This window comes from Streptomyces sp. NPDC127038 (genome assembly GCF_042725875.1).
In the GTDB taxonomy this organism is placed as follows: Bacteria; Actinomycetota; Actinomycetes; order Streptomycetales; family Streptomycetaceae; genus Streptomyces.
Genome location: NZ_JBHXDQ010000044.1, coordinates 1 through 24,400 on the forward strand (window position 1 = coordinate 1; position 24,400 = coordinate 24,400).

General features: G+C 72.3%; 20 protein-coding genes. 8 read left to right on the top strand and 12 right to left on the bottom strand.

The genetic code is table 11. The features are described from left to right. Window positions 1-55 precede the first annotated feature (55 nt). Window positions 56-1,075, bottom strand: a complete 1,020-nt coding sequence (locus ACFWI4_RS26550; protein ID WP_387200845.1) for an aspartate-semialdehyde dehydrogenase — start codon at window positions 1,073-1,075, stop codon at window positions 56-58. 306 nt (window positions 1,076-1,381) lie between these two features. On the opposite strand from ACFWI4_RS26550, the gene ACFWI4_RS26555 reads away from it, so the two are divergent. Together ACFWI4_RS26555 and ACFWI4_RS26560 are read left to right on the top strand one after the other, a co-directional pair. Next, the gene (locus ACFWI4_RS26555) at window positions 1,382-1,909 is read left to right on the top strand and encodes a sigma-70 family RNA polymerase sigma factor (protein ID WP_387200848.1); all 528 of its coding nucleotides are present in this window, start codon (window positions 1,382-1,384) and stop codon (window positions 1,907-1,909) included. A 1-nt stretch (window position 1,910) separates the two neighbouring features. After that, window positions 1,911-2,708: a hypothetical protein gene (locus ACFWI4_RS26560; RefSeq protein WP_387200851.1), complete on the top strand. Its 798-nt coding sequence runs from the start codon at window positions 1,911-1,913 to the stop codon at window positions 2,706-2,708. Between the two features lie 93 nt (window positions 2,709-2,801). On the opposite strand, the gene ACFWI4_RS26565 is transcribed toward ACFWI4_RS26560, so the two are convergent. Together ACFWI4_RS26565 and ACFWI4_RS26570 are read right to left on the bottom strand one after the other, a co-directional pair. After that, the gene (locus ACFWI4_RS26565) at window positions 2,802-6,110 is read right to left on the bottom strand and encodes a S8 family serine peptidase (RefSeq protein WP_387200976.1); all 3,309 of its coding nucleotides are present in this window, start codon (window positions 6,108-6,110) and stop codon (window positions 2,802-2,804) included. A 243-nt stretch (window positions 6,111-6,353) separates the two neighbouring features. Beyond that, window positions 6,354-6,923 (bottom strand): CGNR zinc finger domain-containing protein, encoded by a 570-nt coding sequence (locus ACFWI4_RS26570; protein ID WP_387200854.1) that lies wholly within the window; start codon window positions 6,921-6,923, stop codon window positions 6,354-6,356. A 127-nt stretch (window positions 6,924-7,050) separates the two neighbouring features. On the opposite strand from ACFWI4_RS26570, the gene ACFWI4_RS26575 reads away from it, so the two are divergent. The 4 genes from ACFWI4_RS26575 to ACFWI4_RS26590 all read left to right on the top strand — a co-directional run bounded on the left by ACFWI4_RS26575 (window position 7,051) and on the right by ACFWI4_RS26590 (window position 11,842). After that, entirely contained in the window at window positions 7,051-7,521 is a 471-nt protein-coding gene (locus ACFWI4_RS26575; protein WP_387200857.1) for a VOC family protein, read from the top strand. A 14-nt stretch (window positions 7,522-7,535) separates the two neighbouring features. Continuing rightward, a complete protein-coding gene (locus ACFWI4_RS26580) occupies window positions 7,536-8,453 on the top strand; it encodes a pyridoxamine 5'-phosphate oxidase family protein (RefSeq protein ID WP_387200860.1) in 918 nt (305 codons plus the stop codon). Between the two features lie 282 nt (window positions 8,454-8,735). Then, window positions 8,736-10,517 carry a TIGR03767 family metallophosphoesterase gene (locus ACFWI4_RS26585; protein WP_387200863.1) on the top strand — a complete coding sequence of 594 codons (1,782 nt, stop codon included), beginning with the start codon at window positions 8,736-8,738 and terminating at the stop codon, window positions 10,515-10,517. A gap of 140 nt (window positions 10,518-10,657) precedes the next feature. After that, window positions 10,658-11,842: a serine hydrolase domain-containing protein gene (locus tag ACFWI4_RS26590; RefSeq protein WP_387200866.1), complete on the top strand. Its 1,185-nt coding sequence runs from the start codon at window positions 10,658-10,660 to the stop codon at window positions 11,840-11,842. On the opposite strand, the gene ACFWI4_RS26595 is transcribed toward ACFWI4_RS26590, so the two are convergent. From ACFWI4_RS26595 to pepN, 3 genes are all read right to left on the bottom strand, one after another. After that, window positions 11,839-12,405 carry a cysteine hydrolase family protein gene (locus ACFWI4_RS26595; RefSeq protein ID WP_387200869.1) on the bottom strand — a complete coding sequence of 189 codons (567 nt, stop codon included), beginning with the start codon at window positions 12,403-12,405 and terminating at the stop codon, window positions 11,839-11,841. The two genes, ACFWI4_RS26590 and ACFWI4_RS26595, sit on opposite strands and share 4 nt — an antisense overlap. Window positions 12,406-12,585: 180 nt before the next feature. Beyond that, window positions 12,586-13,641, bottom strand: coding sequence for a hypothetical protein (locus ACFWI4_RS26600; protein ID WP_385408260.1), 1,056 nt, complete (start codon window positions 13,639-13,641; stop codon window positions 12,586-12,588). A 376-nt stretch (window positions 13,642-14,017) separates the two neighbouring features. Further along, complete coding sequence (pepN, locus tag ACFWI4_RS26605) at window positions 14,018-16,612, bottom strand: aminopeptidase N (RefSeq protein ID WP_387200872.1); 2,595 nt, start codon at window positions 16,610-16,612, stop codon at window positions 14,018-14,020. A gap of 172 nt (window positions 16,613-16,784) precedes the next feature. Between pepN and ACFWI4_RS26610 the strand changes: the two genes are divergently transcribed. Further along, window positions 16,785-17,462 carry a DsbA family protein gene (locus tag ACFWI4_RS26610; protein ID WP_385408256.1) on the top strand — a complete coding sequence of 226 codons (678 nt, stop codon included), beginning with the start codon at window positions 16,785-16,787 and terminating at the stop codon, window positions 17,460-17,462. A gap of 30 nt (window positions 17,463-17,492) precedes the next feature. Here ACFWI4_RS26610 and ACFWI4_RS26615 read toward each other — a convergent pair whose 3' ends face one another. Further along, the gene (locus ACFWI4_RS26615; RefSeq protein ID WP_385408254.1) at window positions 17,493-17,690 is read right to left on the bottom strand and encodes a hypothetical protein; all 198 of its coding nucleotides are present in this window, start codon (window positions 17,688-17,690) and stop codon (window positions 17,493-17,495) included. Window positions 17,691-17,886: 196 nt separating this feature from the next. On the opposite strand from ACFWI4_RS26615, the gene ACFWI4_RS26620 reads away from it, so the two are divergent. Further along, window positions 17,887-18,513 carry a histidine phosphatase family protein gene (locus ACFWI4_RS26620; protein WP_387200876.1) on the top strand — a complete coding sequence of 209 codons (627 nt, stop codon included), beginning with the start codon at window positions 17,887-17,889 and terminating at the stop codon, window positions 18,511-18,513. 76 nt (window positions 18,514-18,589) lie between these two features. On the opposite strand, the gene ACFWI4_RS26625 is transcribed toward ACFWI4_RS26620, so the two are convergent. The 5 genes from ACFWI4_RS26625 to ACFWI4_RS26645 all read right to left on the bottom strand — a co-directional run bounded on the left by ACFWI4_RS26625 (window position 18,590) and on the right by ACFWI4_RS26645 (window position 23,940). Further along, complete coding sequence (locus ACFWI4_RS26625; RefSeq protein ID WP_387200879.1) at window positions 18,590-19,483, bottom strand: TauD/TfdA dioxygenase family protein; 894 nt, start codon at window positions 19,481-19,483, stop codon at window positions 18,590-18,592. Continuing rightward, window positions 19,480-20,319: an ABC transporter ATP-binding protein gene (locus ACFWI4_RS26630; RefSeq protein ID WP_387200882.1), complete on the bottom strand. Its 840-nt coding sequence runs from the start codon at window positions 20,317-20,319 to the stop codon at window positions 19,480-19,482. Before ACFWI4_RS26630 ends, ACFWI4_RS26625 begins: the two co-directional genes overlap by 4 nt. Next, entirely contained in the window at window positions 20,295-21,212 is a 918-nt protein-coding gene (locus ACFWI4_RS26635; RefSeq protein ID WP_387200885.1) for an ABC transporter permease, read from the bottom strand. Before ACFWI4_RS26635 ends, ACFWI4_RS26630 begins: the two co-directional genes overlap by 25 nt. Window positions 21,213-21,217: 5 nt before the next feature. Then, complete coding sequence (locus ACFWI4_RS26640) at window positions 21,218-22,309, bottom strand: ABC transporter substrate-binding protein (protein WP_387200888.1); 1,092 nt, start codon at window positions 22,307-22,309, stop codon at window positions 21,218-21,220. A 428-nt stretch (window positions 22,310-22,737) separates the two neighbouring features. After that, a complete protein-coding gene (locus tag ACFWI4_RS26645) occupies window positions 22,738-23,940 on the bottom strand; it encodes an ROK family protein (RefSeq protein WP_387200891.1) in 1,203 nt (400 codons plus the stop codon). Between the last annotated feature and the right edge of the window lie 460 nt (window positions 23,941-24,400).

Genomic DNA, 24,400 nt, shown 5'->3' on the forward strand with positions numbered 1-24,400 from the left:
GGGGGGGGGGCCCCGGCGGGCCCCCGCCCCCTCGGGCGTGTGGTGGACGCGGGTGTCAGCCCTCGTTGAGCTCGGCCGCCACCAGCTCCGCGATCTGGACCGCGTTCAGCGCGGCACCCTTGCGGAGGTTGTCGTTGGAGACGAACAGCGCGAGGCCGTTCTCGGCGGTCTCGTCCTGCCGGATGCGCCCGACGTACGAGGCGTCCTTGCCGGCGGCCTGGAGGGGCGTCGGGATGTCGGACAGGACGACACCCGGGGCGCCCGCGAGGAGCTCGGTGGCGCGTTCGGCGGAGATCGGGCGGGCGAACCGGACGTTCACCTGGAGGGAGTGGCCGGAGAAGACCGGGACCCGGACACAGGTGCCGGAGACCTTGAGGCCGGGGATCTCCAGGATCTTGCGGGACTCGTTGCGCAGCTTCTGCTCCTCGTCCGTCTCGTTCAGACCGTCGTCGACGAGCGAACCGGCGAAGGGGAGCACGTTGAAGGCGATGGGGCGCTTGTAGACCTGCGGCTCGGGGAAGTCGACCGCCTCGCCGTCGTGGGTGAGCGCGTCGGCCTCGCCGACGACCTTCAGCGCCTGGCCGTGCAGCTCCGCCACACCGGCGACGCCCGAGCCGGACACCGCCTGGTAGGTGGCGACGATCAGGGCTTCGAGGCCCGCCTCCTCGTGCAGCGGCTTGAGGACCGGCATCGCGGCCATCGTCGTGCAGTTCGGGTTGGCGATGATGCCCTTGGGGCGGTCGGCGATCGCGTGCGGGTTCACCTCGGAGACGACCAGCGGGACCTCGGGGTCCTTGCGCCAGGCGGAGGAGTTGTCGATCACGACGGCGCCCTGCGAGGCGACCTTCTCGGCCAGCGCCTTGGAGGTGGCGCCGCCCGCCGAGAACAGCACGATGTCCAGGCCCGAGTAGTCCGCCGTGGAAGCGTCCTCCACCGTGACCCCGTCGACGACCGTCCCGGCCGAGCGGGCCGAGGCGAACAGACGCAGTTCCTCGACCGGGAAGTCCCGCTCCACGAGGATCTTGCGCATGGCTGTGCCGACCATCCCGGTGGCTCCGACGATTCCGACCCTCACGGCGACTCCCTTGACGTGCGTTCTACGTGGTCCAGCGCTTCCATCATGCGTCTGACCGGGGCCCGCGTGTCCAATCCTTTCGTCGCGCGGCTCACAGGCTGGGACGCGGCCGGGCGCGCCGCGGAGCCCGATCCTGCGGCGCCGGGGCGTCCGGGTACGAAGAAATGGCCCGGTGACGGAGAGGCACCGCAAGCCGTACGGTGCGGACGCCGGCGCGACCGTACACCCGGTGTGACGTACGACTCGCACAGGACCGAACGTTTCGCCCGGCGCCGGCGTCGTAGAGGGGACGCGGGGAGGGGAGGGGTGGCTGTGCTGCGGAGAAGGCCACGTCGGGAAGCGGGGGCGGACGATCCCCTGGACGCGACACAGGAACGCCGGGTGCGGGCGGTGCTCGCGCTCGGGGGCGTGCCGCAGGCGGACCTGCCGGACGGGGTACAGCAGGTCCGGCTGCGGCTGCTGGAGCGGGCCGCCAAGGGCGACGAGGCGCCCCGGGACGTGTCCGCCTGGGCCGCGGTCGTCGCCTCGAACCTCGCCATGGACTGGCACCGGGCCAAGCGCCGGCAGGAGCGGCTGGGCGAGCGGCTGGCCTCGCTGCGCCAGCTGGACCGGCCCTCCGACGAGGAGACCAGCGTGCTGTCTCTGGCCGTCGCCCAGGGCTTGGACGAACTGCCCGACGCACAGCGCCAGGTCCTCGTCCTGCGGTTCTACGCCGATCTGCCGGTGCGGGACATCGCCGAGGAGCTCGGTGTGCCCGAGGGCACGGTCAAGAGCAGGCTGCACACGGCGGTCCGCGCCCTGCGCGCCCGCCTGCACGAGGACGAGGTGGTGTGACGTGGCCGAGTACGAAGGTCTGGACCCGCTGCTGGCCGCGATCACGGACGAGGAGCTGCCCGAGGGCGCCCGCCACGACGTCCTGTTCATGGCCGAGCACCGGGCGGCCGCCGCGGACCTGGACGCGCTCAGGGAGCAGCTGGTCGTCATCGGGGACGCGCTGGCGGACTCCGGGCGGACGGAGGGGCGGGCCGGCGGGTCCCGGAGCGTCCGCGGCTCCGTGAGGCCCGGCGGGGGCGGGAGATCCCCGGCGTCGCGGAGGTACGGCGACGGGCGCCCCGGGAGCAGCCCGGGCAGGCGCTCACGGCTCCGGGTCGCCCTCGCCGTCGGGGCCGGGACCCTGGCCGCGGCAGCGGTGGCCTCGATGGTCGTCGGGCTGGGCCGGCTGGTGACGCAGGGGTCGGGGGACAGGGCGGACGAGAAGAGCGCCGCCGCCGGAGCCAAGGCGGACAGCGGCAGCCGCGCCTCGCTCAGCGCCCCCGGCTACATCGCCTGCTCCCGGCTCCTCGTGGAGGGCACGGTCACCGGGGTGACCCCGGTCCCCGGCACCACGCGGGACCGCGTCACCCTGGACGTCTACCACTACTACAAGCCGGCCACGGGCGAACGGAAGGTCACCTTCCTGATGGACCGGAACGTCGTCCCCCGGCTGCACCGGGGCGAGGAGGCCCTGATCGGCATCCAGCGGCACGCCTCGACGCCCGACATCTGGACCACGGGGGAGCAGGCGATCGCCCGCGAGCGGTCCTGGATCGTCAAGGCGCTGCCCGAGTCCCTGGACGCGAGGTGCGCGGAGTGACCCCGGGCGCGGGGGCACGGGAAAGGGCGGGCGTCCGTCGCCGGACGCCCGCCCCGGATCCCCGGGCCGCTCCCGCGGCCGGGGGTCACACCGCTACGGCGTGACCTTGTCGATCTTCACGCTGCCGAGGCCCGCGACCGTGCCGCGCGCGTTCACCAGCTGGACCTGGCCGAAGAACTCGCGTCCCTCGGGCGCCGCCGCGGCGGCGGTGACCGAGCCGGACACCGTGGCCGAGGCGCCGGTGGCGAGCTTCACCGGGGTCGAGTCGTCCACCGAGACCGTGCCGAGCGCGGTCGAGAAGAACACGTCCCGGTAGTCGTAGGCGGTCGAGCCCGAGGGGACGGAGTAGCCCGCGACCTCGATGGTGTACGTCCCGGCGGCGGGGTTGGCGATGGAGACGGCCTCCTCCGAGTCGCCGTCCGCCGACTGCCCGACGACGGTCCCGGCGGCGTTCTTCACCGTCAGGTCGAGGTCGGCGGCGTTGTCCGACACGTTGCCGATCGCCACGTCCAGCGAAGAGGCACCCGCGGGCACGTCCACCGTGGTGACCTGGGTCGCGCCCTCGGTGATGGTCGGCCGAGCGTTCTTGGACGAGCCGAGCGGGCCGCCCTTCAGCCTGCCGTCGAGCGCGGCGAAGTTGTTCTTCACGGTCCAGGAGGCGGTGGCCGGGGTGCCGACCTTGGCCTCGGGGACCGTCACCACGGCCGGGTCGAAGGCCGCGCCGAGCACGGCGACGTCCAGCTTGTACGGGTTGTCGAGCAGCGGCGAGGTGCGGCGCGCCTCGACCTCGACCTCCCAGACGCCGGGCTGCGGGTCCGCGTACGAACGCACGTCGGGCTTGCAGCCGTTGCCGTCGAGGTAGTTGTTGTAGCAGTACGGGGTGCTGGTGTTGTCGACCGGGACGCCGTACGGGTGGATCGCGATGAACCGGGTCTGGCTCTTGTCCTTCAGCCCGCCGATCGCGACCTCCAGGGACTTGGCGCCCGCGGGGACCGTCACGAAGTACGAGGTGGTGCTGTTGCGCTGCACCGAACCCGACGCGCTGTAGGTGTACTTCAGCGGGGTCGAGACCACGACGGTCGACAGGATCTGCTTGTCGACGCCCTCGGTGCGCGGGTCGTCGACCTCCAGGATCGCGCTCTTGAGCCCGGCCGACCGCGGCGCGGCCTGGACCTTGACGGTGACCGGCTGGTTCAGCGGCAGGTTCACCTCGTCCTTGCCGAGGATCCGGAAGGTGTCGCCGGCGTTGTTGGCGAAGGACAGCTCGTGCCGCACCGGCCGGTCCGGGCCCGAGGTGCGGGTGACGGTGATGTCGTACGTCTTGCGCTGCCCGGCCTTGAGGCCGCCCTCGCGGTCGTACAGGCCGGTGCCGAAGCCCGGGGTCTTCAGCGCGTAGTCGATCGCGGTGTCGACCGGCGCCTTCACCGTGTAGTCGTGGGCGGTGGCGCCGTCCTTGATGGCGTCCCAGGCGTCACCGATGTCGATGAGGCCCGCGCCCTCCTCGTAGGCCTGAACGCCCTTGATGTGGTGGGCGGTCGAGGTCAGCGCGGTGCGCAGGGTGGCCGGGGTGAGGCTGATGCCCTTCTGCTTCGCGGCGCTCAGCAGCAGCGCCGAGGCGCCCGCGGCCTGCGGGGAGGCCATCGAGGTGCCCTGGAGCATCGAGTAGCCGGCCGGAAGGGTGTAGCCCGCCTCGGCGACCGGGGAGCCCGGCATCCAGGTCTGGGTGGAGTTGATGGACGCGCCGGGCGCGCTCAGCGTCGGGGTGAAGCCGCCGTCCTCGCGCGGGCCGCGCGAGGAGAAGGGCAGCATCGCGTACTTCTTCTCCACCTGCGAGCCGTAGTTGGAGGCCCAGGTCTCCTTGGAGATGGTCGCGCCGACCGAGATGACCTTGTCGGCCAGGCCCGGGTCGCCGATGGTGTTCGCGCCGGGTCCGGAGTTGCCCGCGGAGATCACCAGCTGGACGCCGTAGGTGTCGATGAGCCGGGTGTAGAGCTCGGCGCGCGCGTTGTTGCCGTCGTTGAGCGCGGGCAGACCGCCGATGGACATGTTGACGATGTCCACACCGCGGTTGGCGACGAGGTCGATCATGCCCTCGGTGAGCGCCACGTTGGTGCAGCCGCCGGTCCAGGTGCAGGCGCGCGAGGAGACGATCTTCGCGCCGGGGGCCGCGCCGTTCATCTTCCCGCCGAACAGGCCGTTGGCGGCGGTGATGCCGGCGACGTGGGTGCCGTGCTCGGCCTCGATGACACCGATGTTGACGAAGTCGGCCTTCTTGCCGATCCAGGACCCGCCGTACGGGTCCATCGGCACGTCCTTGCGGATCTCGACGACGAACGGCTGCCGCTCGACGACGTCCGTCGCCGGGTTGTCGGTGCCGAAGTAGCCGATCTGGAAGCCGTCCTTGTACGGCTTCATCGGCGTGTCGTCGGTGAAGTCGTTGTTGTTGTTCAGGTCGACGGTGACCGTGCCCGCCGCCGGGTCGTAGAGCACGCCCCAGGCGTCGGTGGTGTCACCGTCGCGGTTCGCGTCGCCCGCGGCGTCGCCGCCCGCCGTCGCCGACTCGCGGAAGGTGCTGATCTCGTACGAGCCCGCCGGCGCCGTCCACGTCTTGCCGCTGTACGTGAAGGTGGGCCCGGCCACGGGGGTGACCATCGGGCGCCAGGTCGCGTCGCCGTCGAGGATCGGGTCCGTCGAGGTGACCCAGTCGACGATCTTGCGCTCGCCGGTGGTGGTCTTCTGGAGCGCGGGGTGGCCCAGGTCGACACCGGAGTCCAGGATGCCGATGGTGACGCCCCGGCCGTCCGCCTTCGGGTGGTCCTTGACGAAGTCGACCGCGCCCGTCTCGAAGGAGGGGTTGTACGGGTTCTCGGCGGGGGTGTTCTTGCCGGGACCGGGGTAGGTGGCGGCGGTGGAGGCGTTGCTGCCGTGTTTGGCGGTGTCCGCGCTCGGGGCCGGGTCGTCCAGCGCGATCTCCTGGCGCAGGTCGATCCCGTGCACCGAGGGAAGCTTGGCGGCGGCGGCGATGGCCGAGTCCGCGCGGCTCGTCGGTACGGTGGCGCGGACGTAGCCGAGCTTGTCGTAACTGCGGCCCACCGAGCCGCCCTTGACGGCGTTCAGCTCCTCGGCGACCTGTTCGGTCTGGCCGGGTGCCGTCGCGATCATCATCGTGACGTTCTTGTCGCCGTTGGCCTTGGCCTCGGCGAGGAGGTCGGCGTCGTTCGAACCGAGTTTGGCGGCGGCGGACTTGGTGCCGGGATCGGCGGCGGGCGCACCCGTGTCCGCGGAGAAGGCCATGGGTATCGGCCCGGCCGCGGAGAGCGCGGCCACCAGGCCCGCTGCCAGGGCCAGGCGGGCCACGCGTCTCGCGCCCGATATGGGTGCGCGCTGGGGGTCGGAGATCATCTGCATCCCTTGTAGGTAAAGGAACGAGCGTGGAACGGCCGGTTCCGGCGCTTCTTGTGGGACCGGTCGCATCAGTCCGGAATGTGAGCCCGGATGACCGCTCAGCTTTACCCAAGGGGCAGTTGTTTGGGGAGAGTTGACCAAGCAGGGATGAACGCATGGCGTACTTCCGCCACACGTCATGCCGTCGATGACACGCTATGAGGGGATATCGCGGACGCCCCGGCGTCTCGCTTTGTCGATTCAGCTCTCTTTCGTGCGCGCGTAGTGGCGGGACGCCTTCGCGCGGTTACCGCAGGCCGCCATCGAGCACCAGCGGCGGGTGCCGTTGCGCGAGGTGTCGAAGAAGTGCAGGACGCAGGCCTCGTGGGCGCAGCGGCGGATGCGGTCGGGGGCGGTCTCCAGCAGGTCGAGGTAGTCGCGCGCGGCGAGCCAGCCGGGTCCCCAGGAGGGGTCGTCGAACTCCGGTGTCCCGCCAGGTCCCCGCTCGGTCAGCGTCAGCCGGACGCGTCCGTGCGCGAGGACGGCGTCGACGCGGGCGGCGGCCTCGGCCGGGAACCGGGGGTCCTGTCCGCCGGCCGGGGTGCGGGGGGTGTCGACGGCGGCGCGCAGGGCGTCGCGGGCTTCGAGTGTGTGCCGCAGGACGGTGTCGTCGGCGGGGAAGCCGAGCCCGTTGCCCGCCAGCCAGATCGCGAGACCCCCGGTGTCGGCCAGCAGGTCGCGCACCGCGCCCTCCTGGACCCAGCGGGTGTTGAGCAGGTCGAGCGAGACCGGCTCGCCGGTGAGCGGGCGGGGGTCGGGGCCGGTGGACATGGGGGTCTCCCTTCGCTGCTAACCGCTCAAGGGTAGGTCACCGGTTGACGCTGTCGATTCTAACTCCTAAAGTCGATGACAAGGGTTAGCCCTTCGATGGGGCGGCCACCGGCAGAAAGGCACCGTCATGACGCTGCGCACCGGCCACGTCGGCCTGAACGTCACCGACCTCGACCGCTCGCTCGCCTTCTACCGCGACGTCCTCGGATTCGGGGTGCTCGGCGAGGGCAAGAGCGGGGGCGAGGGCGGCGACGGGGAGCGGCGGTACGCGTTCCTCGGCCCCCTGTCCGGCGACGGCCTCCCCGTGCTCACCCTCTGGCAGCAGGCGGGCGGCGCCTACGAGGGCGGTCTCGCGGGCCTGCACCACCTCGCCCTCGAAGCCGAGTCCGTCGAGCGGGTCAGGGAGTACGAGACCGCCCTGCGCGCGTACGGAGTGACCTTCGCCCATGACGGCCTGGTCGCCCACGGCGAGGGCTCGGCCTCGGGCGGCATCTTCTTCCACGACCCGGACGGCACCCGGCTGGAGATCTTCGCGGCGAGCGGCGCCGAAGACGCCCCGGCACCGCACGCGTCCGCGCCGACCTGCGGTTTCTTCTAGCTCGGGGAGCGGTCATGACGTATCACTCCGGCTCGCGGGCGATCCAGGACCGCGTGGGCGTACGGGACCTCGCCGACCACGTCGGCCGGGCCGTGGGCCAGGGCATCCGCCCGGTCGCCGCGGCCTTCCTCGAACTCCAGCCCATGCTGGTCGTCGGCGCCGCCGCCCCCGGGAGCGCCACCGGGGCGGAGCGGGACCCCGATCCGGCGGGCGGCGGGGTCTGGGCCTCGCTGCTCACCGGGGCTCCGGGATTCGTCCGGGCCACCGGGGCCCACCGGATCTCGGTCGCGGGCGGCCTCCCGGCAGGCGATCCGCTCACCGCGGCCCTCGCCGCCGAGGGCACCGCCGTCGGCACCATCGCCCTCGACCCGCGCACCCGCCGCCGGATGCGCCTCAACGGCCGGGTCCGGCCGGGTCCGCGCGGCTTCGCGGTCGAGGCCGAACAGGTCTTCGCCAACTGCCCCAAGTACCTCCAGAAGAGGGAGACCTACGAGACGGTCGCCGGACGCGCGGCGGGAGTTCCCCGGCGCGGAACGGAACTCACGCCCTCCCAGCGGGAGTTCGTCGAGGCCGCCGACACCTTCTTCCTCGCCACCGTCCACCCGCACGGCGCCGACGCCAGCCACCGCGGCGGCAACCCCGGCTTCGTCCACGTCGACTCGCCCGGCCGGCTCAGCTGGCGCGACTACCCCGGGAACTCCATGTTCCTGAGCCTCGGCAACCTCACGGCCGACCCGCGCGCCGGCCTGCTCTTCCTCGACTGGACCTCGGGAAGGGTGCTCCAGCTCACCGGCACGGCCCGCACCGAGTTCACCCCCGACGGCGGACGCACCGTCCGCTTCACCCTCGCCGGGGCCGTCGAGACCCCCGCCGCCAGCCCGCTGCGCTGGTCCCCGCCCGCCTACTCCCCGGCCAACCCGGCGACCCCCTGAACGGGCGGGCCGTACACCCGGATCCCCCCGGATCCACCCGCCGGTTCCACCTCCCCTACCCCGAAAGATGAACACGGAGTGACCCCCCACCGGCCGTTCGGAGGGCACTCCATGGACGCCCAGGGTGCGCCGAGATCGACGTACGGTGATCGGCGTCGCCCGTTGCCGTCCAGTTAACGCGCAGGTCATCCCCAGTGCCAACGATCCAGTAGAAGCGGGGAGTTCGCCAGTCGAACACCCCGCGGCCACTGCCGCCGCGTTCGCACTCGGGGAGACCGCGCCATGCCGCGCACACGCTCTGTCGCCACCGTACCCGCCCTCAACCGCCGCACGCTGCTGGCCGCAACCGGAGCGGTGTCCCTCACCACGGGGCTCGGCCTGGCCCTGCGCCCGCAGGCCCCGGCGCACGCCACGACCGCCGGCCAGGCGCCCGTCGCCGACTCGCTGGCCCGCTCCCAGGGGCAGGCCGCGGCCGGCCGCACCGTCCCGGCCACGTTCGCCCCGTACACCCGCGGCACGACCCTCAGCAGCGTGGCCACCCCGCGCTCCGGCTCCACCGGCTACCGCCGCCTCGGCGACGGCCCCGGCTGGAAGCGGGTCGTACGCGACGAACTCGCCGCGGCCAAGACGGGCCGGGCCGACCGGCGCACCGCGCTCGCCGCGTTCGTGCAGCTCACCGACCTGCACCTGGTCGACGCCCAGCACCCGCTGCGCCCTGAGTTCCTGCGCGCCCAGAACAAGGGTGCCTGGCGCCCGCAGGAGGCGCTGACCGTCGCGGGCGCGGTCTCGCTGGTCGAGCGCGTCAACTCGCTGCACGGAGCTCCCGTCACCGGTTCCCCGCTGCACTTCGTCATGACCACCGGGGACAACACCGACAACAACTCCAAGACGGAGCTCGAGTGGTTCCTGAAGGTCATGAGCGGGGGCCGCATCACCCCCAACAGCGGTGACCCGCGGCACTACGAGGGCGTCCAGTCCAGCGGCCTGAAGGGCTACTGGCAGCCCGACGCGGCCCTGCGCGACGTCGACAAGCAGCTCGGCTTCCCGCGCATCCAGGGCTTCTTGGCGGCCGCCATCCGAGAGCTGCGCAGTCCCGGCCTGAACGTGCCCTGGTACTCCACGGTCGGCAACCACGACGCGCTCCTGATGGGCGTCTACGGAGCCCGCGGCGACTCCTACCTCACCGGGTTCGCCGTCGGCGGCAAGAAGCTGATGTCGTTGGACCCCGCGACGGGCAGCGCGCTCGCCAAGAGCATCAAGAACGGCACCAGCCCGAAGGGCGCCGTGTTCCACGACCTGCTCAGGGCGCACACCCGCCAGATGCGCTCGGTCACGCCCGACGCGAAACGTGCCCCGTTCACCCCCGCCGAGTACATCAAGGCCCATCTCGACCCGGCGAACACCGGACCGGGCCCGATCGGTCACGGCTACTCCTCCGCCAATCTCTCGGCGGGCACCCAGTACTACACGTTCCGCATCGCCGACGACGTCATCGGCGTCAGCCTCGACACCACGGACCCCGGCGGCCACTACGAGGGTTCCATCGGCACGGCGCAGCTGCGCTGGCTGGAGAAGACGCTGCGCGAGAACGCGGACTCCTACGTCGTCGTCTTCAGCCACCACACCAGCAAGACGATGCGCAACACCCAGCCCGACCCCGCGCACCCGGCCGAGAAGCGGCACGGCGGCCAGGAGGTCGTCGCCCTCCTCGCGAAGTACCCCAACACCCTGGCCTGGGTGAACGGCCACACCCACAAGAACGAGATCGTCCCGCACGCCGCCGCCGGCAACCGGTCCTTCTGGGAGATCAGCACCGCCTCCCACGTGGACTTCCCCCAGCTCGCCCGCGTCATCGAACTGGTCGACAACAAGGACGGCACGCTCTCCCTGTTCACCACGCTCATCGAGTCCTCGGCCCCGCACGCCACGGACTTCTCCGACCTCACCCAGACCGGCCTCGCGGCCCTGTACCGCGAGCTCTCCTTCAACGCCCCCGGCGCCCGCACCGACCTCGCGGGCACCTCCCGCGACCGCAACACCGAGCTGATCCTCAAGAAGGGCTGACCCCGGCGACCGGCTGACCCCGGCGAAGGGCCGATCCTCCGGAAGGCCGAAAAAGGATCAACCCGCGCCGTCCGGGCAACCCGCCGGCGCCCCCTCCGGTCCGTTCCCCCGACCGAGTCCGACAGCGAGACGGGGACGACATGAAGGTACGTACGGCACTGGTGGGGGCGATCGTCGCGGGGGTCGCCGTGACCCAGGCGGGCGTCGCGGCGGCGGCGCCCGCGCGGGGCGGCCACACACCGACGCGGACGGCCATGGAGGCGGCCGTGCGCGACGGTGTCCCGGGGGTGACGGCGACGGCCGTGGACCGGCACGGCACCTGGTCCGCCACCACGGGCGTGGGAGACCTGCGGACCGGCGCACCGCGCTCCGCGGCCGACCGCTACCGCGTCGGCAGCATCACCAAGACGTTCGTCTCCACCGTCCTGCTCCAGCTGGAGGCGGAGAAGCGGCTGTCACTGGACGACACCGTGGACACCTGGCTGCCCGGCGTGGTCCACGGCAACGGCAACGACGGCACCAGGATCACGGTCCGCCAGCTCCTCAACCACACCAGCGGGATCTTCAACTACACCACCGACGAGGACTTCGTCGCCGCGCACTTCGCCAAGGACGGCTTCTTCCGCCACCGTTACGACACGCTGACGCCGCAGCAGCTCGTCGCCGTCGCGATGGCCCACGAGCCGGACTTCGCCCCGGGCACGTCCTGGAACTACTCGAACACGAACTACGTCCTGGCGGGCATGGTGATCGAGAAGGTCACCGGCCGTTCCTACGCCTCGGAGATCCGCGACCGGATCATCAAACCCCTCCGGCTGCACGCCACGTCACTGCCGGGCACCCGGGCGACGGTCCCCGGCCCGCACAGCAGGGCGTACTCCAAGCTGGCCGACACGACGACCGGACCGACCTACGACGTCACCTCGCTCAACCCCTCCATGGCCTCCTCGGCGGGCGAGATGATCTCCGACAGCGCCGACCTCGACCGCTTCTACAGCGCCCTCCTGCGCGGCAGGCTCCTGCCGCCCCGGCAGCTCAAGGAGATGAAGTCGACGGTCGCCGTCGACGGAGCCCCGAACGGCGGCTACGGCCTCGGCCTCCTGGAGGAGACGCTGAGCTGCGGCGTCCGGATCTGGGGCCACGACGGCGGGATCCACGGCTCGACCTCCGTGGCCGTCACCACCGCCGACGGCCGCCACTCCCTCGCCCTCAACTTCGACGGCGACTGGACCGGCAACCCCGAGGCCGTGGTCGAGGCCGAGTTCTGCGGGACACCGCCGACGGCCCGGCGAGCCGCTCCCGGCGTGTTCGGGGCGCGCCGCTAGACGTCGGCTCCGACGGCGAAGTCCACCTCCGCCGTCCCGACGGTGCTCCCGCGCCGGCCCGGCGCGCGCTGCTCCTTCCAGTACAGGTTGGTGTGGGCGACGACCAGGGCCGGGGCGGGGGCGCCGTACGCGGTCAGGTCCTCCGTGGTGTGGGCGTCGCCGACCAGCGTCACGTCGTACCCACGGGTGAAGGCGCCGTGCAGGGTGGAGCGGATGCACATGTCCGTCTGGGCGCCGGTGACCACGACATGGCCGACGCCCCGCTCGGCGAGCAGGGCCTCCAGACTGGTGGCCTCGAAGGAGTCGCCGTAGTTCTTGTGGACGACGGGCTCCGCCTCCTCGCGGACCAGCTCCGGCACGTACTGCCAGGACTCGCTGCCGTACTTCAGACCGTCGTCGGAGTGCTGCACCCAGATCACCGGCACCGCCCCGGCGCGGGCCCGGGCGACGAGCGTCCCGATGTTCGCGGTCACCGCCTCCAGGTCATGCGCGGTGTCCACCACCCCGCGCTGCATGTCGATCACCAGCAGTGCCGTGTTCGGGCGGTCGGGCAGGGTCGTCATCGCGCTCTCCTGTCGTTGTCTGCGGCTCGTCCCGGCGGGAGCGTCCGGCCGGACCGGGCCGGGGAACCCCCGCTCGCACCACAGTAGATCGAGGCACCGACAACGCCGCCGGAACGCGGGAGGGGGCCCACGCGAACAGGCGTGGACCCCCTCCCTCCCCTCCGGGCACCGCCCTGTCCGTCACGACCGGGGCAGCACCACGACATAGGCGGCCGGATCGCGGTCGTTCGCGGCCATCAGCGCGGTCCGTACGACGGCGGCCTGCTGCTCCATCGCGTTTCTGAGTCCGCGGGGCGTGACGTGGACGACGGTGATGCCGAGCCGCTCCAGGTGCTCGCGCCTGCGGGCCCGCTCGGACTCCTGCGCGTCGGCGCCCCGGAGCGGTGTACGGGTGTCCAGCTCGACGGCCACCGCCTGCTCGGGCCAGTACGCGTCCGCTCCGCCGAGGCGGGGGCCGCCGGGCAGCCGCAGGTCGACGTTCCAGACCGGGTCGGGCAGCCCGTGCTCGAAGACCATCCGGTACAGCCGGTTCTCCGCGATCGCCCTGCCCTCCGCCACCAGCGAGTCCACGGCGTCCACCACGTGCGGCCGGTCGAGCAGTCGGGCCGCCGTCAGCTCCTCCACGACCGAGCGCGGCTCGCAGTAGCCCCGCCGCACCGCCTCCGTCAGCAGCCCGCGCACCGCCTCCGGGTCGGCCGACTCCGCGACCGCGTCGGCCAGCGCGCGGGGCACGGCGGCCACCGGGACCCCGGCCACGTACGACGGCGCGGGCAGCACGGTCGTGCGCACGATGCGGACACCGTCGGCCGAGCGCAGCCGGCGCAGCCGGGGGACCAGCACGTCGATCGTGCCGAGCGAGGACAGTGGTGGGGCGCAGGAGAAACCGTGCAGGGCCAGCGCCGCGAGACCGGTGATCAGCGCTTCCGGGTGGGGCGGGCGGGTCCACGACTCCTCGGAGCCGGGCTGGGCGGGGACATGGGGCGCGGTGCGGGCCGAGGGGGGACGGGCGGTGTAGAGCAGCGCCGCGTGCAGTCGCTCCTCGGGGGTCGGCGGGCCGGGACGCAGCAGGTACACGCCGGGGAGGATCCGCTGCCAGGGCCCGCCGGTCCGGCACCGCTCGTTGGCGTCCGCGGTGGTCACGCCGCGGACGCGCAACTGGGCGGCGGTCAGGACCCGGTGCCGCACGGGGGACGAGGGGCGGAGGGCGCGGGGGGAGAGCGGGGCGCTGTGGTTCATGGTCCAGGGGGTTCCCGCCGGGCCACCGCGTTCTAACCGCTGTTACCCGCCCGTCGGCGAATCGGGACAACCGCTCCCGAAAGCACGCATGTTCGACCTGCGGAAGCCGCTGGTCCGGCCGCGTGTTCATAGGGGTTACGGCTCTGAATACCTCCATCTCGTAACCAATCCGCGCATCCGATCAGTTGATCAACTCATCGCCGCAGGAGGCAGGAATTGAGGAGGCAGGAATTGAGGAGGCAGGAATTGAGGAGGCAGGAAAGAGGAAGCGGGAGGGAGGAGGGCTCGGGGGCGGTGGACGGCGAAGGGCACCGGACGCCCGTGGCGCCGGTGCCCTCTCCGCGGGTCCCGTCCGGGCCCCGTCCGTACCGTGTGATCAGCCCGCGGCGGCGATGTCACGGGCCTGCGCCCGCAGCGCCCGCGCCAGATCGTCCCGCGACTCCAGCACCAGCCGGCGCAGCGCAGGCGGCGCGTCCTCGTGCTCCGTCAGCCAGGCGTCCGTCGCCGCCAGCGTCTCGGGCGAGTCCTGGAGCGAGGGGAACAGCCCCCGGACCACGTCCATGCCGATCTGGATGGACCGCTCCGCCCAGACGCGGTCGATCGCCGCGAAGTACTTGGCGGTGTACGGCGCGAGCAGGTCCCGCCGGGAGGGCTGGCCGAAGCCGGAGATGGTCGCTTCGACCAGGGCATTCGACAGCGCGTCGGACTCCACGACGGCCGCCCACGCCTGCGCCTTGACCGCCGCCGAGGGACGCGCGGCCAGACAGCGGACCTGGTGCCGCTTGCCGGACGCCGTGTCGTCGCGGGCGAGTTCGGCGGCGAGCGCGGACTCGTCGGCGGCACCCCGGGCGGCCAGCGGCTCCAGGAAGGCCCAGCGCAGCTCCTGGTCGACCGCGAGTCCGTCGATCTTCGCCGTCCCGTCCAACAGGCCCTGCAGCAGCTGGAGATCGGCCTCGGATGAGGCGGCCACGGCGAAGAAGCGGGCCCAGGCGAGCTGGTGCTCGCCCCCCGGCTCGGCGAGCCGCAGTTCCTTCAGCGCGCCCTCCGAGAGCAGCACCCCGCCCTCCTCGCGCCAGCCCGGCGCCGCGTAGTTGACGAGCGCCGAGTTCGCCCAGGCGTGCAGCATCTGCAGGACGCCGATGTCGGACTCGCGGCCCGCGAAGCGCAGCACCAGGGCGATGAAGTCCCGGGCGGGCACGATCCCGTCGCGGGTGAGGTTCCACAGCGCGGACCAGCACAGCGCCCTGGCGAGCGGGTCGGTGATCTCGCCGAGCGCCTCGCGCAGCGTGGCCAGCGAGCCCTCGTCGAAACGGATCTTGCAGTACGTGAGGTCGTCGTCGTTGACGAGGACGAGCGCCGGAGCCTCGGCGCCGGCCAGCTCGGTGACGACCGTGCGGGGCCCGTCGACGTCCACCTCGGCGCGCGCGTACCGCACGAGGGGACCGTCGCCGTCCTCGCGGTGGTACAGGCCCACGGCCACCCGGTGCGGGCGCAGTTCGGGGTGGGACTCGGGGGCCTCCTGGAGCACCGCGAGCTCGGTGACGCGCCCCTGGGCGTCCAGGATCACCTGCGGGGTGAGGGAGTTGACGCCCGCGGTCTGGAGCCAGGACCGCGACCAGGCGGCCATGTCCCGTCCGCTCGTCTCCTCCAGCGCCGACAGCAGGTCGCCGAGCCGGGTGTTCCCGTACGCGTTCCGCTTGAAGTAGCGGCGGGCGCCCTCCAGGAAGGCGTCCTGCCCGGCGTACGCCACCAGCTGCTTGAGGACGGAGGCGCCCTTGGCGTAGGTGATGCCGTCGAAGTTCAGCTTGGCGTCCTGGAGGTCACGGATGTCGGCCGTGATCGGGTGGGTGGACGGCAGCTGGTCCGCCCGGTAGGCCCAGGCCTTGCGGCGGTTGGCGAACGTGATCCAGGCGTCGGTGAAGCGGGTCGCGCCGACGTTCGCGAACGTGCCCATGAAGTCGGCGAAGGACTCCTTCAGCCACAGGTCGTCCCACCAGACCATGGTGACCAGGTCGCCGAACCACATGTGCGCCATCTCGTGCAGGATGACGTTCGCCCGCGACTCGTACGAGGTCTGCGTCACCTTGCCGCGGAAGATGTACTCCTCGCGGAAGGTGACGAGCCCCGGGTTCTCCATCGCGCCGAGGTTGTACTCGGGCACGAACGCCTGGTCGTACTTCCCGAACGGGTACGGGTAGTCGAAGTGGTCGTGGAAGAAGTCCAGGCCCTGCTTGGTCACCAGGAACACGTCGGCGGCGTCGAAGTGGGGGGCCAGGCCCTTGCGGCACATCGCGCCGAGGGGGATCTCCAGCTTCGTACCGTCGTCGAAGGTGCGGGAGTAGGAGTCCGTCACATAGTGGTACGGGCCCGCCACCACGGCGGTGATGTACGTCGAGATCGGCTTCGTCTCGGCGAACTTCCACACGCCGTCGGTGAGTTCGCCGGCGCCGTTGCTCCACACCGTCCAGCCCTCGGGGGCCCGCGCCTCGAAGCGGAACGGCGCCTTGAGGTCCGGCTGCTCGAAGTTCGCGAAGACGCGCCGCGAGTCGGCGGGCTCGTACTGCGTGTACAGGTACACCTCGCCGTCCTCGGGGTCGACGAAGCGGTGCATGCCCTCGCCCGTGCGGGAGTACGCGCACTGCGCGTCCACGACCAGCTCGTTCTCGGCGGCCAGGTCCTCCAGCCGGATCCGGGAGCCGTCGAAGACCTCGCCCGGGTCGAGGTCCCTGCCGTTGAGGGAGACGGCCGTCACACTCGGGGCGATCAGATCGGCGAAGCTCGCCGCGCCCGGCTCGGCGCAGCGGAAACGGAGCGTGGTGACCGAGCGGAAGGTGCGGGGCCCGCCCTCCGGCCCGCCGGACTCCGTCTCCCCGACGGCCGAGCGCAGGTCGAGGAAGACGTCGTAGCTGTCGACGGACAGCAGTGCCGCCCGCTCCTGGGCCTCGTCGCGGGACAGGTTCTCACCGGGCACGGCTGCACTCCCTCATGGCGTCATAGACATGTGCGAACAGGGCGATCCTGCCATGTGCTCCTCACGGCGGGCACCGCGACGGCGATGACACCGGGGAATCGCACGGGCGCGCGGGAATGGCGCGGCCGAGTGCCGGTGTTTGCCAGGGAAACACCGCGTTCCGAGGAGAGCCATGCCCGAGCAGACCGTCCAGACCGTCCAGACCGGTACCGGCAGGACCCCCGTCGACTTCTGGTTCGACCCGCTGTGCCCCTGGGCCTGGATGACCTCGCGCTGGGTGCTCGAGGTGGAGAAGGTCCGGGACATCGAGGTCCGCTGGCACATCATGAGCCTGGCCGTCCTGAACGAGCCCAAGCTCGACGAACTTCCCGACCACTACCGCGAGATGCTCGCGACCACGGCCTGGCAGTCCGTCCGGGTGGTCACCGCCGCCTGGCAGAAGCACGGCGAGGACGTCCTCGGCCCGCTGTACACCGCGCTCGGCACCCGCTTCCACAACGAGGGCGCGGGCCCGACCAAGGAGGCGATAGCCGGCGCCCTGGAGGAGGTGGGCCTGCCCGCCGACCTGATCGACTACGCCGACCAGGAGGACTTCGAGTTCGACGCCGAGCTGCGCGCCTCCCACAAGGAGGGCATCGACAAGGTCGGCCAGGACGTCGGCACCCCGGTCATCGCGGTCCCCGGCTCCGACGGCGGCCAGCTCGCCTTCTTCGGCCCGGTCGTCACCCCGACCCCCAAGGGCGAGGACGCCGCCAAGCTCTGGGACGGCACGCTGATGGTCGCATCGGTGCCGGGCTTCTACGAGATCAAGCGCACGCGGACCGCCGGGCCGGACTTCAGCAACCTGTAGGCCGCGGGCCGGGGAACCCGGAGCCCCGGGTCACGAGGCCCCGGGCTCCGGGAAGTCGTCGCCGTCGCGCCAGTTGCTCCAGCGCTGGAAGCGGCGGCAGCCCGGGCGGGTGCAGCGATGGTAGGCGGCCGGATCGTCCACCTGTTTGATCCGGCGCACCTCCTCCTGCTCCTCCCGGGTCAGCCTGCGGAACGGCTGCAGCGGACCTCCGCAGTTCGGGCAGCGCACGACCACGACGACACCTCCGTACGAGAACCGTCTTCGCCGCTGCGGACGGGAGGCGGGGAGGGAACACCCGGGTGCCGACCGCCGGCCCCGCGAGCGTAGACGTTCGCGGGGCCCGCGACGGGTGAACCGGCCGACCGTGTCCGGGGACTTCCCGCGCAGCGCCCGCGGGCCCGGCCCGACCTGGATACTCCGCCTCATGAGTACAACGAGCCGCACGACGACCCTCCTCCTGGTCCGGCACGGTCAGACCGTCTGGCACGCGGAGAACCGCTACGCCGGAGTGAGCGACGTCGGCCTCACCGAGGAGGGCCGTGCCCAGGCGGAGGCCCTCGGCCGCTGGGCCGCCGCCCACCCCGTCGACGCGATCTGGACCTCGACCATGTCCCGGGCCGTCGCCACCGCGGAGCCCGCCTGTCGCGCCCTCGGACTCGTCCCCCACCGCGAACCGGGCCTGCGGGAATGCGACTTCGGGGTGCTGGAGGGCCGCACGCTCGCCGAGTTCGAGCGGGAGAACCCGGTCCGGGCCAAGGCGTACCGCGCCGATCCGGTGTCCTACCCGTTCCCCGAGGCGGAGGATCCGCGCACGGCGGCGGCCCGGGGAACGCGTGCCCTGCGCCGCGCCGCCGACGCCCACCCCGGCCGGCGCGTGCTGGTCGTCGCCCACAACACCCTGCTGCGCCTGGTGCTCTGCAAGGCCCTGTCCGTTCCGCTGGGCGAGTACCGGCGTGTCCTGCCGGGCCTGCGCAACGGGGCGGTCACCGAAATGCGGATGGAGGACGGGGCCGCCGCCCTGATCTCGCTGAACGTGCCGTGCGAGCCGTGACGGGACGGCCCCCGCGAGCGTGGTCCTCGCGGGGGCCGTCCTGCGGTCCGTGTCCCTCACCGGGGCCGCGGTGGTGTCAGCCGGCCACCGGGGTGTAGTGCGAGGCGTCGCCCTCGATCGAGCGGCTCTCCTCGCCCTCGACGCCGACCGGCACGTCGCCGGCGACGGTCACGCGGTGCAGCCGGCGCGGCTGCCCGTCGTAGTTGTCGATCGCGTAGTGCTGGGTGATCCGGTTGTCGAAGAGGACCAGCTGGTTCGGGGACCAGCGCCAGCGCAGGACGTTCTCGGGCCGGGTGACATAGGCCTGGAGCAGGTCGAGGATCTTGCGGGACTCGCCCACCGACAGCCCGAGGATCCGCTGCGCGAACCCGCCGATGAACAGGCCGCGTTCACCCGTCAGCGGGTGGACCCGCACGACCGGGTGCGCGGTGCGGAACGTGATGGAGGTGAACTGGGCGCGCTGGGCGGCCTGTTCCTCGTCGATGCTCTCGTCCGGCACCGCGTAGTCGTAGTCGTTGGTGTGCTCCGCCCACAGCGTGTCGGCGAACGCGCGGAGCGGTTCGGGCAGATCGCGGTAGGCGGCCGCGGAGTTGGCGATGAGCGTCTCACCGCCGTACGGCGGGACGGTGATGCTGCGCAGGGTGCTGGCCTGCGGCGGGTTGAGCACGAAGGTCACGTCGGTGTGCCAGTGGTTGGCGCGGCCGCGCTCGCTGTCGACGGGCAGCACGTTCGGGGCGCCGTCCACGGCGGCCACGGTGGGGTGCGCGGTGGTGAGGTCGCCGAAGTGGCGGGCGAAGGCCTGCTGTCCCTCGTCGTCCAGGTCGACGTCGTCGAAGACCAGCGCCTTGTGCTCGTTGAGCGCGGAGCGCAGGGCGGCGGCGGTGATGTCGTCCAGCGGCTTGGAGATGTCGACGCCCAGCACACGGGCGCCGATGTGCGCGGTGACCTTCTGGATCTCGATGTCTGTCATGGGGTGCGGGTCCTTTCGGGACGGCGGATCGGGCGGGCGGTGGTGGTCGGTGCGGTGGTGGCTTCGGGGTCCGGTCCTGTGGGAGGTCCGGTCACGTCCTCGGTCACCCCGAGGGCGGAGAGCAGGCGTTCGCGGTACTCGCCGAGCAGCGGGTCGCGGTACGAGCGGGGGTGCGGGCGGTCGATGGACAGGTCGAGGCCGATACGGCCGTGGTCGAGGACGAGCACCCGGTCGGCCAGCACGATCGCCTCGTCCACGTCGTGGGTGACGAGCAGCACCGACGGCCGGTGGCGTTCCCACAGTTCGCGCAGCAGGACGTGCATACGGATCCGGGTGAGCGCGTCCAGCGCCCCGAACGGCTCGTCGGCCAGGAGCAGTTCGGGTTCGCGTACGAGCGAGCGGGCCAGCGCGGCGCGCTGGGCCTCGCCGCCGGACAGCTCGTTGGGCCAGGCCCGCTCACGCCCCGCGAGGCCCACCTCGGCGAGGGCGGAGCGGCCCTTCTCCGCGGCCTCGCGTCCGTCCGTGCCCAGCAGGACGTTGTCGAGGACGCGGCGCCAGGGCAGCAGCCGGGAGTCCTGGAAGACGACGGACACCCGTTCCGGCGCGGTGAGGTCGCCGCTCCCGGCGACGCCGTGGTCGAGGCCGGCGATGGCGCGCAGCAGGGTGCTCTTGCCGGAGCCGCTGTGGCCGAGCAGGGCGGTGAACTGGCCCGCGGGGAGGTCGAGGTCGACGCCGTCGAGCACCGTACGGCCCTCGAAGGACCGGGTGAGCCCGCGCAGCCGGACCGTGTCGGAGCCGGTGCCGGAGGGGGTCAGCCGTTGAGTGTGCGTCGCCACGACAGCACCTTTCGTTCGACGAGACGAACCGCGCTGTCGGAGACGAGCCCGAAGATGCCGTAGATCAGCAGGCCGACGAGGATGATGTCGGTCCGGCCGTAGTTCTGGGCCTGGAACATCATGTAGCCGAGGCCGCTGGTGGCGTTGATCTGCTCCAGGACGACCAGGGAGAGCCAGGAGGCGGTGACGCCGAGCCGCAGTCCGACGAAGAAACCGGGCAGCGCGCCGGGGATCACGACCTCGCGGATGAAGCGGAGCCTCGACAGCCCCTGGACCTCGGCGAGTTCCACGAACCGGTGGTCGATGCCGGACAGCGCGGAGTGCAGGTTCAGATAGATCGGGATGTAGACGACGATCGCGATGATCGCGATCTTGAAGGTCTCGCCGATGCCGAGCCAGAGGATGAACAGGGGGATCAGACCGAGGGTCGGGATCGCCCGGTTCAGCTGCACGGTCCCGTCGATCAGCGCCTCCCCGATCCGGCTGAGCCCGGACGCGAGGGCGAGGACGACACCGGCGGCCAGGCCGAGCGCGAACCCGTATCCCGCGCGCTCCAGGGACGTCAGCACGTCGGTGGGCAGGGTGCCGTCGGTCCACAGGTGACCGGTGGTCCTCAGCACCGTCCAGGGCGCGGGGATCGCGCCGGGATCGAGCTGTCCGGCGGCGGACGCGAGGGCCCACAGGGCGAGGAACAGCGCCGGACCGACGAGCCTCGAGGCGGGCAGCCGCCTGCCGGGCGCGAGCGTGCGGCGCCGGGGGGCCCGGCCCCGACGGGACGGGCGAGTGCTCCTCTCCGCACCGGGGGCGGTCGCGGTGTCTGGGGCAGGCGCCGCGGGGGAGGGCCGCGCCGACCCGACGGGGGTCGTGGCCGGGGGTGTGGTCTCGGTGGTCATCGCCGTCACCTCCGGTATTCCGCGGGGACGGCCCTGGCCGCGAGGGCCTCGAAGCGCCGGTCGAAGAGCGAACCGACCTTGAACCCCTTCACGAAGCCGCCCTCCGCCAGCAGATCGGCGGTCTCCTGCTCCCACTTGATCGCCTCGTCCCAACTCGGCGGGAACAAGGGCTTGTTGGCCAGAGCGGTGATCGACCGTGCCTGGCCGAGGGTCAGGTTCTGCGTCTTGACGTAGAACTCCTCGTTCCAGGCGTCGGGGTGCTCGTACGCCCACACCTGGCCCTTGGCCCAGCGCGGGATGTACGCGGCGACCGCGGCCGCCTTGGCCCGGTCGGCCAGCACCGAGGACGGCGCCCAGAGCAGGTTGAGCAGGTCCACCACGTCGGTGGTGATGGTGTGCGCGCCCTTCGGCCCGTACTGCTTGAGATAGGCGGGCGCCTGGCTGTTGGCGAGCGGGGCGATGTCCACCTGGCCCGCCTGGAGGGCGGTGAGGAACTGGTTGCTGGTGAGCGGTACGAGCTTCACGTCGCCGTAGGCGATGCCGGCCCGCTTCAGGGCGCGGAGCAGGACGACACCCTGCGCCTGGCCCTGCGAGAAGGCCAGCTTCCTGCCCTTGAAGTCCTGCACGCTCCTGATGTCGCTGCCGGGCTTCGTGGCGAACAGGTAGTTGGGTTTGCGGGTGATGCCGATCGCGACGATCTTCGCGTCGAGGCCCTGGAAGTGTGCCTGGATCGGCGGGATGCCCGCGTTGTTCCCGACGTCCAGGGACTTGGCGCGGAAGGCGTTGATGACATCGGGACCGGCGCCGATGTTCACCCAGTCGGACACGGTGAACGGCAGCCCGGTCAGCCCGGCCAGCTTGAACTGGAGCTGCTGCACGCCCTGGTACGAGGCGACCTTGAGCTCGGTTCCCTTCGGCACCGTGTCGGACAGCGGTGCCGACAGGTCCTCCCGGGACCGGGTGCCGGCCGCGCCGGCACCGGCGCAGCCGCTCAGCCCGGCCGCGGCCGCGAGCCCGAGGAGGGAGGACAGGAACACCCGCCGGTCCGCGCCGGGCGCGGACAGCGGAGAGGAGGGGCGGGGCGGGCGTGCGGACACTGGTGGCATGGGAGGACTCCGGGTTTTCCAAGTGGCGGGAGGGCGCGCGCGGTTCCGGGCAGGGCGAAGCCGGAGGGACGGCGGGCGCGCCGGGGACACACGCCGGTGGCCTGCCCGAGGGGACGGCCGGGGCGGAGGCGGCCGGACGACGGGCGGGGCGGTACCGGACGACCGGACGCGGGTACGACGGATCGGCGTCTCAGCGGATCGACGTCGTGAGAAGGGGGCCGGAAGGGCCGATGACCCGAAGCCCGTGACGTTCGCGTCAGGGGCGGGTCAGTGGCGAGAGGTCAGCAACAACGTGTGCGTGCGACCCGCATCAGGTCGACCACACGGCACTTGGTGAGCGGAACCTGCACCCGCGCGCTGCTCATGCCGACGATGCTCCTGTCCGGCAACGAGGCCTGTCAACATTCGGACTTCCTGAATTAATTGACCGCTGGTGGGGAGCCCGCGGCGCCCAGCGGATCGCGGTACAGCACGTCGAGCACGACCGACCCGCCCGCCACGGCCAGCACCGAGTCGGGGAAACTCGTCGGCACCACCGCGGACGCCCGCTCCGGTCCCACCGCCTCGCGCAGCGCGGTGAGGCAGTCCTCCCGGTGGATGGCGCCGATCTCGGTGACGACGACCGTCTCCGGGTTGAGCACGTCGAGCAGCAGCCCCGCCGCCCGTCCGACCATCCGGGACCGCCGCGTCAGCAGTTCCACCGCCAGCGGGTCGCCTGCCGCCGCCGCGGAGACCACGTGCATCGGATTCGAGCCGTCCGTGACGCCGTGCTCCCGGGCCCGCCGGCACAGCGTCAGTTCGCTCAACTCCGCCTGGAGGCAGCCCGTGCGGCCGCAGTCGCACCGCTCCGAGCCGCCCGGCAGCGGCAGATGGGCTATCGCGCCGGCCTGCGAGCGGGGCCCGTAGTGCACCTGGTCGTGGGTGGCGAAGGCGGCGTCGACCACGTTGCCCGCGAACAGGTGCAGCACGCTCCGGCCGCCCCTGGCCCGCCCGAACAGCCGCTCCCCGTTCACCAGCGCCCTCGCGTGCCCGTCCACATGGACCGGCAGCCCCGTGCGGGCCCCGACCCGTTCCCGTACGGCTACGTCGCGCCAGCCCAGCAGCGGGTGTTCCACGATCGTGCCGGAGCCGGGGTCCACCCAGCCGCCGGCCGCCACCCCGACGCCGAGGGCGGTCCGGCCGGGCACACCGGCGAGGAGCGCGACGATCGCGTCGGCGGCGTTCGCGAGCACGAGGTCCGGCTCGGTGCTGTCGTGCCGCAGCCGCCTCTCGGCGAGGACCCGCCCGCGCAGGTCAAGCAGCGCCACCGTCGTATAGGGCACCGCCACGTGCACCCCGCCCACGACGAAACGGGAACGGTCCAGGTCGACCGGGAGGTGCGGCCGCCCGACCCCGCCCGACCTGAGGGGCGCGGCGGCCTCCCGGATCAGGCCCCGCTCGGTGAACCGGGCGCAGTAGTCGGTCACCGACGCCGGGGAGAGCCCGGTCAGACGGGAGATGGTGCTGCGCGCCACCGGCCCGTGTTCCAGCACGGACCGCAGGATCACGCTGGCGCTCGCCCGGCGCCGGTCGTGGACGGGGGAGGGAGGGGAAGCGAAGGGGGGTGCCACCGTACTGGCCATGGGGTTCGTCCTCGGGAGCTGGTCCGGCCGGGCGCCGTCACCCGCGCCGCGCCGCAACGGGTGCGCCGCGCGCGGGGTGTGGTCCGCTGGGGTCTTCCGCCGTGGTCTCGTCCCGGCGGGCCGGATCCGCTCCGTCCCGCCTCAGGACGGGCGGCGACAGGTGGCGGTGCCCTGGCGTCGCAGGTCGACGTAGCGACGCGACGCGAAGTTCAGGGCCTGGGGAACCATGGGGGAAGGGTAGGGGGTCGGCCGGGGCACCTGCCAGAGGCGCCCAAGGACCGGACAGCCGGGCCGGGATCCCCACCCGCGGTCCGGAAGGACCGGCGGAGTCTTTGGTGAGTCCCCACAGTCCCCGCCCCGGGGCGTCCCGTAGCGGAAACGACTCCACCTCAGTGACCAGCATCACCTTCGGGCGGGTGTACCGGCCACTCTTTGTAAGGAGCCCACCAAGCCCCGGAAC